The organism is Aliiroseovarius sediminis (assembly GCF_022678485.1).
Lineage (GTDB): Bacteria > Pseudomonadota > Alphaproteobacteria > Rhodobacterales > Rhodobacteraceae > Aliiroseovarius > Aliiroseovarius sediminis.
Window position 1 is genome coordinate 300,614 of the sequence record NZ_JALBYP010000021.1, and the last position, 15,613, is coordinate 316,226.

The 15,613-nt window shown below is 60.7% G+C and carries 14 protein-coding genes; 9 read left to right on the forward strand and 5 right to left on the reverse strand.

The features are described 5' to 3' along the window. Positions 1–15: 15 nt before the first annotated feature. The gene (locus MN186_RS03815) at positions 16–306 is read right to left on the reverse strand and encodes an SCP2 sterol-binding domain-containing protein (RefSeq protein ID WP_242111933.1); all 291 of its coding nucleotides are present in this window, start codon (positions 304–306) and stop codon (positions 16–18) included. 185 nt (positions 307–491) lie between these two features. On the opposite strand from MN186_RS03815, the gene MN186_RS03820 reads away from it, so the two are divergent. The 5 genes from MN186_RS03820 to MN186_RS03840 all read left to right on the forward strand — a co-directional run bounded on the left by MN186_RS03820 (position 492) and on the right by MN186_RS03840 (position 5,638). Further along, positions 492–1,079, forward strand: coding sequence for a tetratricopeptide repeat protein (locus MN186_RS03820; RefSeq protein ID WP_242111937.1), 588 nt, complete (start codon positions 492–494; stop codon positions 1,077–1,079). 50 nt (positions 1,080–1,129) lie between these two features. Next, complete coding sequence (locus MN186_RS03825) at positions 1,130–4,024, forward strand: helicase-related protein (RefSeq protein ID WP_242111941.1); 2,895 nt, start codon at positions 1,130–1,132, stop codon at positions 4,022–4,024. Positions 4,025–4,069: 45 nt separating this feature from the next. Beyond that, positions 4,070–4,444: an RNA-binding S4 domain-containing protein gene (locus MN186_RS03830; RefSeq protein ID WP_242112737.1), complete on the forward strand. Its 375-nt coding sequence runs from the start codon at positions 4,070–4,072 to the stop codon at positions 4,442–4,444. Between the two features lie 49 nt (positions 4,445–4,493). Continuing rightward, positions 4,494–4,829 (forward strand): ferredoxin FdxA, encoded by a 336-nt coding sequence (gene fdxA / locus MN186_RS03835; RefSeq protein ID WP_242111945.1) that lies wholly within the window; start codon positions 4,494–4,496, stop codon positions 4,827–4,829. A gap of 296 nt (positions 4,830–5,125) precedes the next feature. Further along, positions 5,126–5,638 (forward strand): CarD family transcriptional regulator, encoded by a 513-nt coding sequence (locus MN186_RS03840; RefSeq protein ID WP_242111947.1) that lies wholly within the window; start codon positions 5,126–5,128, stop codon positions 5,636–5,638. Between the two features lie 62 nt (positions 5,639–5,700). Here MN186_RS03840 and cobS read toward each other — a convergent pair whose 3' ends face one another. Next, positions 5,701–6,471 carry an adenosylcobinamide-GDP ribazoletransferase gene (cobS, locus tag MN186_RS03845; protein ID WP_242111950.1) on the reverse strand — a complete coding sequence of 257 codons (771 nt, stop codon included), beginning with the start codon at positions 6,469–6,471 and terminating at the stop codon, positions 5,701–5,703. An 80-nt stretch (positions 6,472–6,551) separates the two neighbouring features. On the opposite strand from cobS, the gene cobT reads away from it, so the two are divergent. Further along, positions 6,552–7,571, forward strand: a complete 1,020-nt coding sequence (gene cobT / locus MN186_RS03850) for a nicotinate-nucleotide--dimethylbenzimidazole phosphoribosyltransferase (RefSeq protein WP_242111953.1) — start codon at positions 6,552–6,554, stop codon at positions 7,569–7,571. 4 nt (positions 7,572–7,575) lie between these two features. Here cobT and MN186_RS03855 read toward each other — a convergent pair whose 3' ends face one another. Next, positions 7,576–8,037 (reverse strand): Lrp/AsnC family transcriptional regulator, encoded by a 462-nt coding sequence (locus MN186_RS03855; RefSeq protein WP_242111956.1) that lies wholly within the window; start codon positions 8,035–8,037, stop codon positions 7,576–7,578. Positions 8,038–8,178: 141 nt separating this feature from the next. Here MN186_RS03855 and hppD point away from each other — a divergent pair, with 141 nt between their 5' ends. Then, positions 8,179–9,276 (forward strand): 4-hydroxyphenylpyruvate dioxygenase, encoded by a 1,098-nt coding sequence (hppD, locus tag MN186_RS03860; RefSeq protein WP_242111958.1) that lies wholly within the window; start codon positions 8,179–8,181, stop codon positions 9,274–9,276. Positions 9,277–9,337: 61 nt separating this feature from the next. On the opposite strand, the gene MN186_RS03865 is transcribed toward hppD, so the two are convergent. Further along, positions 9,338–12,151, reverse strand: a complete 2,814-nt coding sequence (locus tag MN186_RS03865) for a hypothetical protein (protein WP_242111960.1) — start codon at positions 12,149–12,151, stop codon at positions 9,338–9,340. Positions 12,152–12,340: 189 nt separating this feature from the next. Here MN186_RS03865 and MN186_RS03870 point away from each other — a divergent pair, with 189 nt between their 5' ends. Further along, complete coding sequence (locus MN186_RS03870) at positions 12,341–13,042, forward strand: SIMPL domain-containing protein (protein WP_242111977.1); 702 nt, start codon at positions 12,341–12,343, stop codon at positions 13,040–13,042. Positions 13,043–13,677: 635 nt separating this feature from the next. On the opposite strand, the gene MN186_RS03875 is transcribed toward MN186_RS03870, so the two are convergent. Then, positions 13,678–14,970 (reverse strand): O-acetylhomoserine aminocarboxypropyltransferase/cysteine synthase family protein, encoded by a 1,293-nt coding sequence (locus MN186_RS03875; RefSeq protein WP_242111994.1) that lies wholly within the window; start codon positions 14,968–14,970, stop codon positions 13,678–13,680. Between the two features lie 193 nt (positions 14,971–15,163). Between MN186_RS03875 and MN186_RS03880 the strand changes: the two genes are divergently transcribed. Further along, on the forward strand, positions 15,164–15,577 hold the full coding sequence (locus tag MN186_RS03880) for a VOC family protein (RefSeq protein WP_242111997.1): 414 nt from the start codon (positions 15,164–15,166) through the stop codon (positions 15,575–15,577). Positions 15,578–15,613: the final 36 nt, after the last annotated feature.

A 15,613-nucleotide genomic window follows, 5' to 3' on the forward strand; every position in this document is an offset into this window, starting at 1 on the left:
GGCCTTGGTATTCCCTTAACTCAGCGCAGCGCCAAGTTGCATGGCCAGACCCATATTGCCGTCAACCGACAGCTTGCCGGACATGAAGGCGGTGGTCGGGTTCAATTCGCCCGCCAGCATTTCTTCGAACACGTCGCGGTCGGCGGTCAGGGTCACATCGGCGTCTTCATCGCCTGCGCGCGCGCCGTCGCCATCGACCATGATCGAGCCTTCGCCGTTTAGCACGAACTTCGCCGTGCCGCCGTCAAAGCCGCCTTCCATTTTTTCGTTCAGGGCGGTCACTGCCCCATTAATCACGTCACTCACGTAGGTATCCTCCGTTTTTGGCCCGTTCGGGCTATGTTTGTCGCACGAATGCTAACGCAGTGTTGACGCAGGCGTAAATCGCTTTTCGGTGAAGTGACGCGACGGGACGTGTGGAAGTTGCAGAAATTTGGCGGATGCACAGGTTTGTGTTTGGCCCAGCAGGGTCGAAAGGCCTAGCATAAGGTATGTTGCGTTTACCAACCATCCGCGCCGCTGCCTTGGCGCTTGCCGTCCTGATGCCCGTTGCGTCGGGGGCGCAGGGTGATGTGGCCGCGCACACCGCTGCGCCGCATCCACACGCCGCCCAGCTTGACCGGCTGTTTGATCAACTGGCGCAAGCTGACGACAGCAATTGGAAGGCGCTTGAGGACGAGATCTGGGATCTTTGGTCCCGTTCAGGATCGGCCACGTTCGATTTTTTGCTGAACCGTGGGCGCAAGGCGCTTGAGGGTGGCGACCTTGAAGCAGCCATCGAACATCTGACGGCGCTGACCGATCATGCGCCGGAATTTGCCGAAGGTTGGAACGCACGCGCGACCGCATTTTACCTGTCGGGGCGGTTGGGTCTGTCACTGGATGACATCGCACGCGTCCTGACGTTGGAGCCGCGCCATTTCTCGGCGCTCTCTGGCCTTGGCATGATCATGGAGGAATTGGGCGACCCCAAAGCCGCGCTTGAGGCCTATCGCCATTCACTTGCTATACATCCCCGAAATCCGCGCGTAAAAGAAGCCGTCCAGCGGCTTGAATTGGCAGCCGGGCGGGATATCTGAGGGGCGGGCGCGGGCAATCGCGCCCACCGACACGGACGGAGGGGCAGAAAATGGTCTCGGACAGCGCGCGGGGCGGCTCGCGGATCACTGCCGTGCTTGGCCCCACCAACACCGGCAAGACCCACTATGCTCTGGACCGGATGCTGGGCTATCGCACCGGCGTCATCGGTCTGCCGCTGCGCCTACTTGCGCGCGAGGTGTATGATAAACTGGTCGCCTTGCGTGGCCCCAACGCCGTCGCGCTGGTCACGGGCGAAGAACGCATCGTTCCCGAACGCGCGCGATACTGGGTTGCCACGGTCGAGGCGATGCCACTGGGCCTTGGCGCCGATTTCGTTGCAATCGACGAAATACAGCTTTGCGCTGACCCCGAACGCGGCCACGTGTTTACGGACCGCCTGCTGCATATGCGCGGCACGCAGGAAACGTTGTTCATGGGCTCTGACACGATGCGCGGCGCGATTGCGGCGCTGGTGCCCGATGTGCAGTTCCTTTATCGCGAACGATTTTCCGAGTTGATTCACGCGGGCTCAAAAAAGCTTAGCCGGATGCCGGGGCGATCGGCGATTGTCGGGTTTTCCGTCGACAATCTTTATGCCATCGCCGAGTTGATGCGTCGTCAAAAGGGGGGCGTGGCCGTCGTCATGGGCGCGCTGTCGCCCCGCACTCGTAACGCTCAGGTCGAAATGTATCAGAACGGCGAGGTGGATTACCTGATCGCCACGGATGCCATCGGGATGGGGCTGAACCTTGATATCGACCATGTCGCTTTCTCGGCCCTGTCGAAATTTGACGGCCACCGGATGCGTGAACTCGCCCCCAACGAACTGGCACAGATCGCCGGGCGGGCAGGGCGGTATATGAAACACGGCTCGTTCGGGGTGACCGGCGAAGCCGCCCCGCTGTCTGACGCAGTGGCCGACGCGATCACATCGCATTCGTTCACGCCCATCCGTAAACTGTGTTGGCGTAATGCGAACTTGTCCTTTGGCAGCGTTCCGGCGCTTATCCGCTCACTTGAAATGCCGACCACGAATGAACGTCTGATGCGGGCACGTGACGCCGACGATCTTGTGGCCCTGAAATTGCTGGCCGAGGATGCCGAGGTGATCGCGCGCGCCACTGATGGGCGATCAGTCGGTTTGCTTTGGGATATATGCCGCCTGCCTGATTTTCGCGGCATCAGCCATGCAGAACACGCCGGTCTAATCACCAGCCTGTTCAATGATATTCACCAGCACGGGCGGGTGCGCGCCGACTGGTTTGCGCGGCAGGTCAAGCGCATTGATCGCACCGACGGCGATATCGACACGCTTTCGAAACGTTTGGCTTATATTCGGACATGGACATATGTTGCGCAACGGCGCGATTGGCTGGATGATGTTGCCCATTGGCGCGGAGAGACTCGTGCTGTAGAAGATCGCCTGTCGGATGCGCTGCACAGCGCATTGACCAAAAGATTTGTAGATCGCCGCACATCTGTCTTGCTGCGGCGGTTGAAACAGAAGGAGAGCCTCGTGGCTGACGTGAATGACAAAGGTGAAGTGACGGTTGAAGGCCAGCATGTTGGCCGGCTTGAGGGGTTCCGGTTCAGCCAGGACACCGCGCAAAGCCCGGAAGAAGCGAAAACCCTTCGCACTGCCAGCCTGAAGGCGTTGGCGCCGGAATTCCACCTGCGGGCCGACCGGTTCTATAACGCTCCGGATACCGAGCTGGACTTCACCGAACAAGGCGGCCTGATGTGGGGCGAGTTGGCGGTGGGCAAGCTGGTCAAGGGCGACGAAGTGCGCAAGCCCCGCGTGCAGGCTTTCGTGGATGAAGAAGCCGGTACGGATGTTGCTGAGAAGGTCACACGTCGTTTGCAGCATTTCATCGACCGAAAGGTGCAGGCTTTGTTCGAACCGCTGACCACCATCGAAAAAGACGAAAGCCTGACCGGGCTGGCCCGTGGCTTCGGTTTTCGGATGATCGAGGCGCTGGGGATCATCCCCCGCGATCAGGTCGCGCAGGAAGTGAAAGACTTGGATCAGGATGCCCGCGCTGCCCTGCGCAAGCACGGTGTTCGCTTCGGTCAGTTCACGATTTTCATGCCGCTGCTTTTGAAACCCGCGCCGACCCGTTTGCGTCTGGTTCTGGATAGCCTGTTCAAGGACTTGTCCGAGTTCCCGGAATCACCCCCGCCCGGTCTTGTGACCATTCCGGTGGTCGAAGGCGTGGACCGTTCGGCATATATGTTGGCAGGCTATCGCCCGTCAGGCGCGCGCGCGATCCGCATCGACATGCTGGAACGGCTGACCGACCAGTTGCGGTCTGAAGACAGTCGCGGCGGATTTGAAGCCAAGGCGGATATGCTGTCGATCACCGGCATGACGCTGGATCAATTTGCGGATTTGATGCAGGGCCTTGGATATAAGGCCGACAAGAGCGAGCGGGTGAAGGTCAAGGCTCCGGTAGACGCCGCTGGGGATGTGAAAGCCGACGGCGAAACACCGGATGAAGTGCCAGCCCCGACCCCGGCCGAAACCCCCGACCAATCTCCGACCGAAACGCCGACCCAGCCGCCCGCCGAGGTCCCCGTGGAACAACCCGGCGAGACGCCGACCGTTCCACCTGCCGAGGTGCCGGACAACCCAGCAAACAACACAACCGCCGCAGTGGGCGAAGACGCGCCCGAGACGGAAGTGTTCTATACTTTCACATGGGGTGGCTTTGGCCGCGCCCGTGGTGGCAAACCACGCGGCGATCATGCGCAGGGGGATCGCCCCCGCAGCAAACAAGGTGCCAAACCCGGTGGCAAGCAGGGTGGCAAATCGGCGCGCGGCGGCCCACGCAAAGGACCGCGCGATCAGAAGCCGAAAAGCTATCAGTCCAGCCCCAAAAAGGAAAAAGCTATCGACCCGGACAATCCGTTCGCAGCGTTGCTGGCCTTGAAGGAAAAAGACTGATTGACGAATAGCGATCAGACGGGCCGCACCGGGCCGGATGGCAAGATGAGAGCTGATAAGTGGCTGTGGCACGCGCGGTTCTTCAAGACGCGCGGCCTGGCCACGAAACTGATCGCGGCAGGGCATTTGCGCGTCAACGCGACAAAGGTGGCGAAGCCGTCTTTCAGTGTCGGGGCGGGGGATGTGCTGACCTTTCCGCAGGGACGACTGGTGAGGGTGGTGCGAATCCTTTCGCTATCGACGCGGCGGGGCCCGGCGCCCGAGGCGCAGATGCTCTATGATGACCTCGACCCGCCCCAGCCACGCGGGGACGATGTTTCCGATCCCACGGCCCCCGCAATCCGATCCGACCGAAAGGGTCGCCCGACCAAGAAAGATCGTCGCAGCCTTGATCTTTCCCGCAGGCGATCCCTTGAATGATCGCGCCGCCTGCCATATTGGATGCTATGAGCCAAAGTGAGGTGCCAACATGACCTATGTCGTCCTAGATAACTGTATCTCGTGCAAATACACCGACTGCGTCGAGGTGTGCCCCGTCGATTGTTTCTATGAAGGCGAGAACATGTTGGTGATTCACCCCGATGAATGCATTGACTGTGGCGTTTGCGAACCCGAATGCCCCGCTGACGCGATCCGGGCAGATACCGAACCCGGCACCGAAAGCTGGGTTGAATTCAATCGCAAATACTCGGAACTATGGCCGGTCATTGTTGAACGAAAAGAACCGTTACCCAACGCGGAAGAACGCGACGGGGAAGAGGGGAAGTTGCAGAAATACTTCTCGGAAAACCCTGCCGAACAGTGATTCGGAATATGCGCGTCCGGGCTTGAAAAATCGCCGTATTTGACCGCCGGTCAGTAGGGTATCTACTTGATATAAATAGACGATCTGCCTCTGCTGCGCCGCGGCGCTTCCACAGGGGTGAGATTTATGTTATAATAGATATAGATTTGTTGGGCACGCACGACCGTAGCAGCGAAAAAATGAACCGGACACCACGTAAAGCCGAAGGGTAATTTATTACCTTGCGGTTTTTGTTTCGCCTGCTGTTTTGCGCCTTCCGACAGTGATAACAAAACGTTACGCGAAGGATGCGTTGTATGAGCAAGAAAAAGCTGGATTTCCGCCCGAATGAATATGTCGTCTATCCGTCCCACGGGGTCGGGCAGATCGTCTCGATCGAAGAGCAGGAGGTCGCTGGCATCGAACTGGAACTTTTCGTCATCGCGTTCGAAAAGGACAAGATGACGCTGCGGGTTCCGACCCACAAGGCCACCGAAGTGGGGATGCGCAATCTTGCCAGCCCAGACGAGGTGACGGACGCCATGAAAACCCTGAAAGGCAAGGCGCGCGTCAAGCGGGCCATGTGGTCGCGTCGTGCACAGGAATATGAGCAAAAGATCAACTCTGGCGACCTGATCGCCATTGCCGAGGTTGTGCGCGACCTGCACCGCACCGATGATCAGCGCGAGCAGAGCTATTCTGAACGTCAGCTTTATGAAGCCGCGTTGGAGCGTCTGACCCGCGAAGTTGCCGCCGTTGGCGGGGGCGACGAACTGGCCGCGCAGAAAAAAGTCGGCGATGTGCTGGAATCGCGCGCTGCCGCGGCATAAGCCAATGTGAACTATTTTGACAGCCGCCGCCCCGTCAAACGGGCGGCGGTTCTCGTTCATGCTCAGCCCAGTTGGGTGGCAAAGACGGCCAGCGCGGCAATCTCGGCAACCTGTTGGCTTGCGCCCAGAACATCGCCGGTCTGCCCGCCAATCTTGCGCGCGGCGCTCACAGCCACGACCGCGCCCCCCAGCGCACACCAGAATAACAGGCCCAAGACGGCGTAAGGCGTCAGCACCAGCGCGCAGACCGCCGACAGCCCCACCGCCAGCCACGCGGTCCGGCCCGGCACCAACCCCACCGCATGTGACAGCCCACCCGGTCGCGCCTTCGACATGGTCGCGGCCAGTGCAACCATCGGCGCGCGGCTGACGATGCCTGCCACCACGATTGCCCAGAACGCGCCATCTGCGGGCAGGATGACCATCAATGCCGCGACACGCAGCAGAAGCGACAGGACAAGAGCGATCACGCCATAGGTGCCGATATGGCTGTCCTTCATGATCTCTAATCGCCGGGCACGGGTCGCGCCGCCCCACAGCCCGTCGGCGGTGTCTGCGAGCCCGTCCTCGTGCAGCGCGCCGGTGATCATCACCTGAACGACCAACATAAGCGCAGCCGCCCACAGCGCAGGCGCCCCGAAGGCCAGCGCGACGAACCCCGCCAGCGCGCCCAGGCCTGCCGGGATCACTCCCACCAACGGCCAGGCCCAGGCCGACCGTCCGCCCCGCCGCAAGACCTGATCATCCGCCAGCCGGACGGGAAGGCGGGTCAACAACCCGATCGAGGCGGGAATATCGGCGGCCACCGCCAACCGGTCGTTATATGCTGTCATGATCTGCCTTTTGTCGTCTGGTTGTCTTGCGGGGTCATGGGTAAAGAGGGTCGCAGACGGAATCAATTGGGAACGACGCCATGACCTCCACCCCCTTCGCCACACTTGCCGACTTCACGGCGTTGCTTGCCGCCGCCCCCGGACCTGACAAGGCGGCCGGGATCGCGGCGCAGGAGCGTAACGGCCAACTGACCAAACCGCCCGGCGCGCTGGGGCGGCTGGAAGATCTGGCGATCTGGTATGGCAGTTGGCGCGGTAGTGCACGGCCCGCGATCAGCGCGCCACAGGTGATTGTTTTTGCGGGCAATCACGGCATCACCGCGCAGGGCGTGTCGGCATTTCCGGCCGAGGTGACGGAACAGATGGTGTTGAATTTCCAGCATGGTGGTGCGGCAGTCAACCAATTGTCGCGCACGTTCGGCGCGAGGATGGACGTGCATGCACTGGCGCTGGACCGGCCCACCACCGATTTCACCCAAGGCCCCGCTATGACCGAAGTTGAGCTGCTGGACGCCTTGCGTACCGGCTGGAATGCAGTCGATCCCGACACCGACCTTCTGGTTGTGGGCGAGATGGGGATCGGCAACACCACGTCAGCTGCCGCCATCGCGCATGCCCTGTTCGGCGGGGCACCCGCCGACTGGGTCGGGCGCGGCACCGGGGTGGATGACGCGGGACTTGCCTTGAAGGCGCGCGTGGTCGCGGCGGGGCTGGAACAAAACCCCACCGCACAAGGTAACGGGGCCGAGGCGCTGCGCTGTCTGGGTGGTCGTGAACTGGCCGGTGTCGTCGGTGCCATCGCGCGGGCGCGGCTGGATCGCATTCCGGTGATCCTGGACGGTTTCATTTGCTCGGCCGCGGCAGCGTGTCTGGCCGCAATGTGTCCCGGCGCTCTGGATCATACCGTTGCGGGCCATATCTCGGCCGAGGCCGGACATGGGTGCGTGCTGAACGCCTTGGGAAAAGAACCGCTTTTGTCGCTGGGGATGCGGTTGGGCGAAGGGTCGGGTGCCGCGCTGGCCATCGCCATCCTGCAAGGCGCCGTGGCGTGCCATTCCGGCATGGCCACCTTCGCCGAAGCCGGCGTGTCCGACGCCTGATCCATTATCCGTAGTCGGTGGGCAGGGGGGCATCCTGCTTTACATGATCCAGCACGATCTGGCTGTGTACCCGTTGCACCGACGGATGCGGCAGCAGAACCTCGTGTATCAACACGTTCAGCGCGGCCAGATCGCTGCAATAGACGCGCATCAGATAATCGGCGTCACCGGTCAGGGTCCAGACGGACGTTACCTCGTCACGCAGCCGAACCAAGCGCAGAAAGGCCTGCGCGGCCTCGGGCGCCTGGCTTTCCATTTGAACTTGTATGAAGGCCTGCACCCGAAGGCCAAGCAGGGCCGGATCAAGCCGGGCGGTATAGGCGCGGATATATCCCTGTTGTTCAAGCCGGGCGCGCCGCCGACCGGCCTGACTGGTAGAAAGATTTAGATGTTCGCCCAGCTCTTGCGCCGTCATCTGCGCATTGCCCTGCAGCGCCTTCAGCAGATTTCGATCAATCTGGTCCATATGCGAACCTTCCGCGCAGTTGGCTTGATCGTGCGCGTGTTTGCGCACGGTTGGACTTTATCTCTGCGTCAAACGCGCAAATATATCAAGCTGGTTGCGCGATACTTGCCCCATGAAACCTTAACGAACAGGAGTGAGACGATGGGTCCTTTCCCCCATGATGCCCCGCGCGCAGTCATCAGCAGTGATAATCCTGCCGGAACCGATGGGTTCGAGTTCGTCGAATTTGCCCATCCCAACCCTCAAGACCTGCGTGATTTGTTCATCAAGATGGGGTTTGCCCACACCGCCAATCACAAGACCCGCAAGGTTGAATTGTGGCAGCAGGGCGATATCAGCTACCTGATCAATATCGAACGCGACAGCCATGCTGCTGAGTTTATCACGGAACACGGCCCCTGTGCGCCCTCAATGGGTTGGCGGGTGGTGGATGCGGATCATGCGTTTGCCCATGCAGTGCAGAAGGGGGCCGAACCATATGAAGGACCGGGCAAAGTGATGGATGTGCCCGCGATTTATGGAATTGGTGGGTCGCTGATCTATTTCATTGATCAGTATTTCGACACCAGTGCCTATAATGACGAATTCGACTGGATTGCCGATGCGCATCCGAAAGGTGTGGGCTTCTATTACCTCGATCACCTGACCCATAATGTATTCAAGGGGAACATGGATGTCTGGTTTCGGTTCTACGGTGCCCTGTTCAATTTCAAGGAAATCCGGTTTTTTGATATTCAGGGCAAGCATAGCGGGCTGTACAGCCGCGCGCTGACATCGCCCTGCGGCAAAATTCGCATTCCCATCAACGAGGATCGTGGCGAGAAAGGTCAGATCGTCGCCTATCTTGAGAAATACAACGGTGAGGGTATTCAACACATCGCGGTTGGCACCGAGGATATCTACGCCTCGGTCAACGAGGTCGCGCATCGGGGTTTGAAATTCATGCCTGGGCCGAACGACACCTACTACGATATGTCATATGATCGCGTGAAAGACCATTCCGAGCCGAAGCAAGATTTAATGAAGCACGGCATTCTGATTGATGGTGAAGGCGTGGTGGGCGGGGGTGAAACGCGGATACTGCTTCAGATATTCTCGAAAACCGTGATCGGCCCGATCTTTTTTGAATTCATCCAGCGCAAAGGCGATGATGGATTTGGCGAGGGGAACTTTAAAGCCCTGTTTGAAAGCATCGAACGCGAACAGATCGAGAAGGGCGAATTGGGCGACATAGCGTGACAACGCAACCATTGCGCCCAGATACAACGCGTCCGGCCCTTAACAGTCGGGCGTTTTGCGTTCATCCAAACGGCACGACCTTCAGCGTATAGGTGCGCGAGCCCTTCTTATACACAAGCTCAGAAGCCGAGATCGACAGGACCGAACCCCCGTCCAGCCGGCTACCGGGGGCCACCTTAACATAGCGTCCGGATTTCAACCGCACCAGTGCGCGCCGGGATGACGACGATCCGTAAATGCCGATCAGGCTGATCTTGCGCAGGTTGATCGCATTTTTGATCGTAGCTTGCTTGGCAACAGACGCGCGGGTGGGGATGTTCGGCACCACGTTTTGTTGGGTGGACGCGGCTGCCACCGCCACCGATCCGTCTGACGCATCAGTGCGGGCAGCGTTTGTGCGCGCCACAATCTTGTTGAATCCACGTGGACGGGAACGCGGCTCGATCGACTGGGCGATGGCCTGATCGGTCGGGGCGACGATGGCGGCGGTTGATGGGTTGCCGGCGGCTGCGTTTTCGTCAGCGTCGGCACCAAGTGCTGCGACGATGGCGGCGGCCCGCGCCTGGGCTTGCGGTGTGGAGGGGCGCAGGCGAGGGCGAAGTACCGCCAGTTCGGCGCGGGTGCGTCCGCCAAGTTCAAGCCGCTCGTTGCCCTCAATCAGTCCTTCGGGACGGGCACGGGGCGTGATGCGGGGCACGGTCGGTGCGATGTCGGCAGGGTCTTCAACCAGCGATACATCGCTGTCGGCACGCGGCGCGGGGGCGGGAACGCGCGCAGGGCGCCCTTCGTAAATCATGATGCCTGCCGGTGATAGTGCGCCATCCGGCGTTGGCACTACCATCCCGTCGCTGTCCAGCGTGAAGGTGGTGCCAAGGGGTGGGGGCGGCGCGGTGTTGATCGCGATTGCGTCCCCCGCCGCCCGGTTGGGATCGGGCAGGGCGACCGCGTCTTGCGCGCCCGATTGTGGATCGATCGAGGCTATGTAGAGATCGTTCAGGTTGGCTACCTCGGTGCCCCCGAGCGGTTCGGGCGCGCGCTGCCAGATGCCGGTCGCGGCATAGCGCGCCTGTGCGGCTTCGGGTGTCATAGGGTCGGCAACGCCCGCCAGCCCGCCTGAGCGGTCGTCGGCACGGTCCAGCGCAGCGCTTGCATCCTTCAGCCCGCTGTCGGTGATGTCGTCCGGGTCGGGTCCGCCGGAAATCGCGGCCTCGAACGGATCTTCGCGTTCGGGAAACAAGCGCGCAGTGCCGTCATTTAGGAAGAACATCGACCATATTGCAACGACGACCATCAACAGCAACAGGCCAAGCACCAGGAACAGGCCCAGATATTTGGGCTTGCCACCGACAGCGTTGGTCTGTCGCGCGCCGAAAACGGTCAGCGTCTCAGCTTCGCGCGCGCGCGGCGAAGCAGGTTTTGCAGATTTTGGCGTGGGATTGGGGGCGCTCGCCGGACGCCCACCCGCAGACAGCGGCGGCGGGGGGGCAATTGCGGTCGCGGCGGTGTCGCGAGCCGCCTGATCCTCGCGCTTGAGCAGCTTTGGCAAGGATAGTTTAGACGTGGATTTTTCGGTCTGACCAAATGGCCCCGAGGGCAGTTTATCGTGCCCGTGCTCAGCCATCTTGGCGGGTTTGCGCGTGACCTGCTGTGTTGTTTGGACCTCAGGTGCCGCGTCATCCGACCCATTCGGGGGCGTCCCGGACGGCCTATCCTGACGATCGTCTTTCGCCGGCAGTGCGGTGGGTTTCTTGGGCTTTGCTGACGTGTTCGTGCGCGGTTCGGAATCATCACCCAAAACGGTTGGTGATGTGACAGGCACGTGAACCGGCGCGCGCGCCGGTGTATCGGATTGTGCGGATTTTTCGACGTCAAAATCAGTGCGGGCATCGGCCGAAGGATCGGCTTTCTCCGTCTGATGCTCCACGCCAAAATGCAGGCGCGGCGAGACATCCATGTCTGCCGGATCAGGTTTGATGTCCGTGCTGTCTGCGCGGTCCTGCGCCGGATCGGCCGTGCGACGCGATGCAAAAGTCGGGGCCTTGTCTGTTGGCAGAGTGGTCGATGGCAACGGCGGGGGTGAGGGTACGATACCCGATAAAACCGTGTCGTGTTCCTCCGTCGATCGGTCTTCGGCTTGCGTGTCTGCGACGGCCTGTGGTGTGGCCTCCGGCTCGGGCGCCAAACCGGGTGATGTTGCGGGTCTGGGCGGCTCGGTTGCCGGCTTTGGGGGCGGCGGCGCGGTCGCTGGCGTGTCTGGTGTGGGGGGGAACGGGGCAAGCGCGGGCAAAGCGGGGGTGGGGTCGGATATATCAGAGGCGGGCACGTCCGGATCGGGCATTTCGCCGCTCAGATCGGGCACCGGTGCGCTGTCACGCTGGACGGTGGTATTGCTGTTTGACACCGGGCCAAAAAATGCCTCGCCCGAGAAATTTCCCAGCGGGCGGGCCACGAAACTGACCGGGTTCATCCGGTGTTCATTGGCAAACGCTTCGGCCTCGTCCAAAGTGTCGCGTGCGACGACGGCGACATGCACCATGCCGTCCTGTGCCGGGTCGGGATGCCAGTCAAAGACCAGATCGGTGACGTCATAAGGGGTCAGCCCTTGAAGCCCGTCACGGATCTGCGTTGTGCGCGTCGCGTCATCTGGGCCGGGCGCGGTCAGACCGGTGAACAGGATTTGAGAGCCGGGAATGATCAGCTTGCACGAAATGCCGGTGCTTTCCAGGTCAGCCGCCTTGCGGCGCAACACATCCAGCCCGCCTGCCATGTCGGGGTCGTCCAGTGACACCTCGCCCACCAACGTCCAGCCACCCTTGCCGCGATGGACAAGACCGATGCCGTCATGGCTAAGATCAAGCGCAAAATTGGGCTTCATACCGTTTGTCGTCCCGTGATATCCCCATCCCGATCACTGCCGGGTTCCCCATCTGTGCGGCCCAAAGCCAAAGGGCAACCGCACGCCCTTGAAACTATAGCAGCTTTTCGCCCAAGGAAAGGGGGGCGGCGCGCGCGCCCTTGCACCCGGCAAAGATCGGCGCAATGTGGCTTGAAACAGGAGGGTAACATGCGAAAAACGATTGCAATTTTGGGGCTGATGATGGCGGTGGCGACACCCGGCTGGGCCGATGGCGCCGGGGATGCGCGACTGACCGTCACGGGGCAGGGTCTTGCACAAGTGGAACCGGACATGGCACGGATCAGCCTTGGCGTGACGAAACAGGCGACCGAGGCAAGCGCCGCGCTGGATCAAGTGGCCGACGTCGCGCAGGCTGTCTTCGCCCGGCTGACCGAGGCCGGGGTCGAGGCGCGTGATATGCAAAGCTCTCAGATCAACCTGTCGCCCAGATATGACCATAACCGCACCTCGGACGGCCCGCCCAAATTGGTTGGGTTCACTGCCAATACGATGGTGTCTGTGCGTGTGCGCGACCTGACCAAGCTGGGTTCGATCATGACAGCGGTCACGGCCGATGGGGCCAACCAGTTGAACGGATTGCAGTTTGACCTGCAAGACCGCGGCCCAACCGAGGACGCCGCCCGCGCGGATGCCGTAAAGGACGCGATGGCGCGGGCGAAGGTGCTGGCGGACGCTGCGAGCGTGAAGCTGGGGGCGATCATGTCGATCCACGAAGGGGGTGGCCGCGCGCCTGCGCCGGTTTATGGCCGCATGGCGATGGAGGCCGCGCCGTCCGACATGCCGATTGCAGCGGGCGAGCTGGAGATTGGCTCCAGCGTGACGATGGTGTTTGAGTTGAACGAGGAATAGACTAAGGGGTTACCAACGCTCAGGTTAAACAGGACAGGTGTATGTCGGATCAACTACCGTTCGCGTCACCAACGCAGCGGAAGATTGCGACATATGCCCCTTCTGGCCTGTGTTATGTTTCTTCGATTGTTCGAGGTGTTCCCCGCCGATGTCATGTCCGAGATCGAGCAAAACCCGGATGGGTAAGAGGCTGCACGTCATTTTAAATTGGCAGCAGTTTTAAGGTCGCTGTTGCAACTTTGATCTTATTTGTGGTGTCTCTGCTGTTCTCAGGGTTTTTGATCTTGCGAGATGTGCGGATCACAGCACTTAGGGTCCAATGGCATCGCGGGTATCGCGCCTTCCATCATTTCGGCGCTGTCCCTCTTGCCGTGACGCCGATTTTCTTCACTTATTCTGTTTTAAGCGCAGACCAGGCCTTCGTAGGAACGGCAGGTGGGCTTGGGGCGCAGTTGCTTCTTCGTATCTGCTGGCCGTATCAGCCATCTTCCTAAGCGCGCTCAATCTGTTTGACCCCGCATTTATCAGACGGCCCACAGAATATCATTCTGAACGACGACCCAGAAACACATCCCAGTCATAAGAAAAGACCGCTGAAACAGCGGCCTTTCTTGTTTTCGATTACTCGGTCCGGCTTACGCCGTGGCCTTCGCCAGCGCCTGATCCAGATCGGCGATGATATCGTCTGCGTCCTCGGTCCCGATTGAGATGCGGACCACATTTGGCGCAGCGCCTGCGGCCTCCAATTGCTCGGGCGACAATTGCCGGTGAGTGGTAGACGCCGAGTGGATGATCAAGGACCGCGTGTCGCCAAGGTTGGCAACGTGGCTGAACAGTTCCAGACTGTCCACGAGCTTCACGCAGGCGTCATAGCCACCTTTCACAGCAACCGTGAACAGCGCCCCCGCGCCTTTCGGGCAGACCGTCGCCACACGCGACTTATAGGGCGAGCTGTCCAGCCCGGCATAGGTCACGGCGTCGACGCGCGGGTCCGCCTCAAGCCAATTGGCGACCTTTTCGGCGTTGGCGACATGTTTTTCCATGCGCAGGGACAGGGTTTCGATCCCCATCAGCGTATAATGCGCCGCTTGCGGGTTCATCGTCATGCCTAGATCGCGCAGGCCAATGGCGATACCGTGGAAAGTGAACGCCATCGGACCAAGTGCCTCGGCAAAAACCAAGCCGTGATAGGCAGGCTCTGGTTGGCTGAGCGATGGGAACTTGTCCGATGCCATCCAGTCAAATTTGCCCGAATCCACCACGCAGCCGCCCATGACGGTGCCGTTCCCGGTCAGGTACTTGGTGGTCGAATGCACAACAAGCGTCGCGCCAAGCGCAATCGGGTTGCACAGGTAAGGCGTGGCCGAGGTGTTGTCGACGATCAGCGGCACGCCCGCCTTGTCTGAAATCGCGGCAATCGCCGGAATGTCGGTGATGTAACCACCGGGGTTGGCAATGGATTCGCAGAAAACCGCCCGGGTGTTGTCGTCGATGGCAGCGGCCACGGCGGCCTCGTCATCGAAATCGACGAATCGGGCTTCCCAACCGAAACGTTTGATGGTCTGGCTGAACTGCGTGACGGTGCCACCATAAAGCCGCGTCGACGCGACCAGGTTCTTGCCCGGACCCATCAAGGGGAACAGCGCCATGATTTGCGCCGCGTGACCGGATGAACAACAGACAGCGCCCGCGCCACCTTCCAGCGCCGCGATGCGGTTTTGCAGGGCGGCAATCGTCGGGTTGGTCAGGCGGGAATAGATGTAGCCCACTTCTTCCAGATTAAACAGTCGCGCGGCGTGGTCGGCGTCTTTGAAGACATAGGCGGTGGTTTGGTAAATCGGCACCTGACGGGCACCGGTGGCGGGGTCAGGTTCGGTGCCTGCATGGATTTGCAGGGTTTCAAAAGCCAGTTGGCGGTCGTCAGACATGGGCGTTTCCCTCGGAGTTTGCACGTGTTTTTGATTGCGCGCAGGCTAAGGCAAAGGATGCAGGGCTTCAACGGGTCATAAACGGCCGCAGACGGTTTGCGCGCGCATCGGAACCGCGTCCGGCCCTGCGCTTTCGGGTGGTCCTTTGTTCGCGCCCTGCTATAATTTTCGGAACCTTTTTTCGGAGTGCTCCATGCCGACCCCTTTTCACCTCGCCATCAACGTCACCGATCTGGACGCCGCCCGCCGCTTTTACGGCGATCTGCTGGGCTGCAAAGAGGGGCGATCGACCGATTCTTGGGTCGATTTCAACTTCTTCGGCCATCAACTCAGTCTGCACTTGGGAACGCCTTTTACGACGGAAAACACCGGCAAGGTCGGTACGCATATGGTGGCGATGCCGCATTTCGGCGTGGTTCTGGAGTATGAAGACTGGCGCGCACTGGCTGGACGGCTTGAAGCAAATGGCACCGAATGGGTGATCCCGCCCACCGTTCGTTTTGAGAATGAGCCGGGCGAACAATGGACAATGTTCTTTCGCGACCCGTCCGGCAACCCGATTGAAGTGAAGGGCTTTCGCGATATGGAACTGGTGTTTGACGCCTGACAACCCTTGCCCCATGCGCAGAAATTCACCGATCAA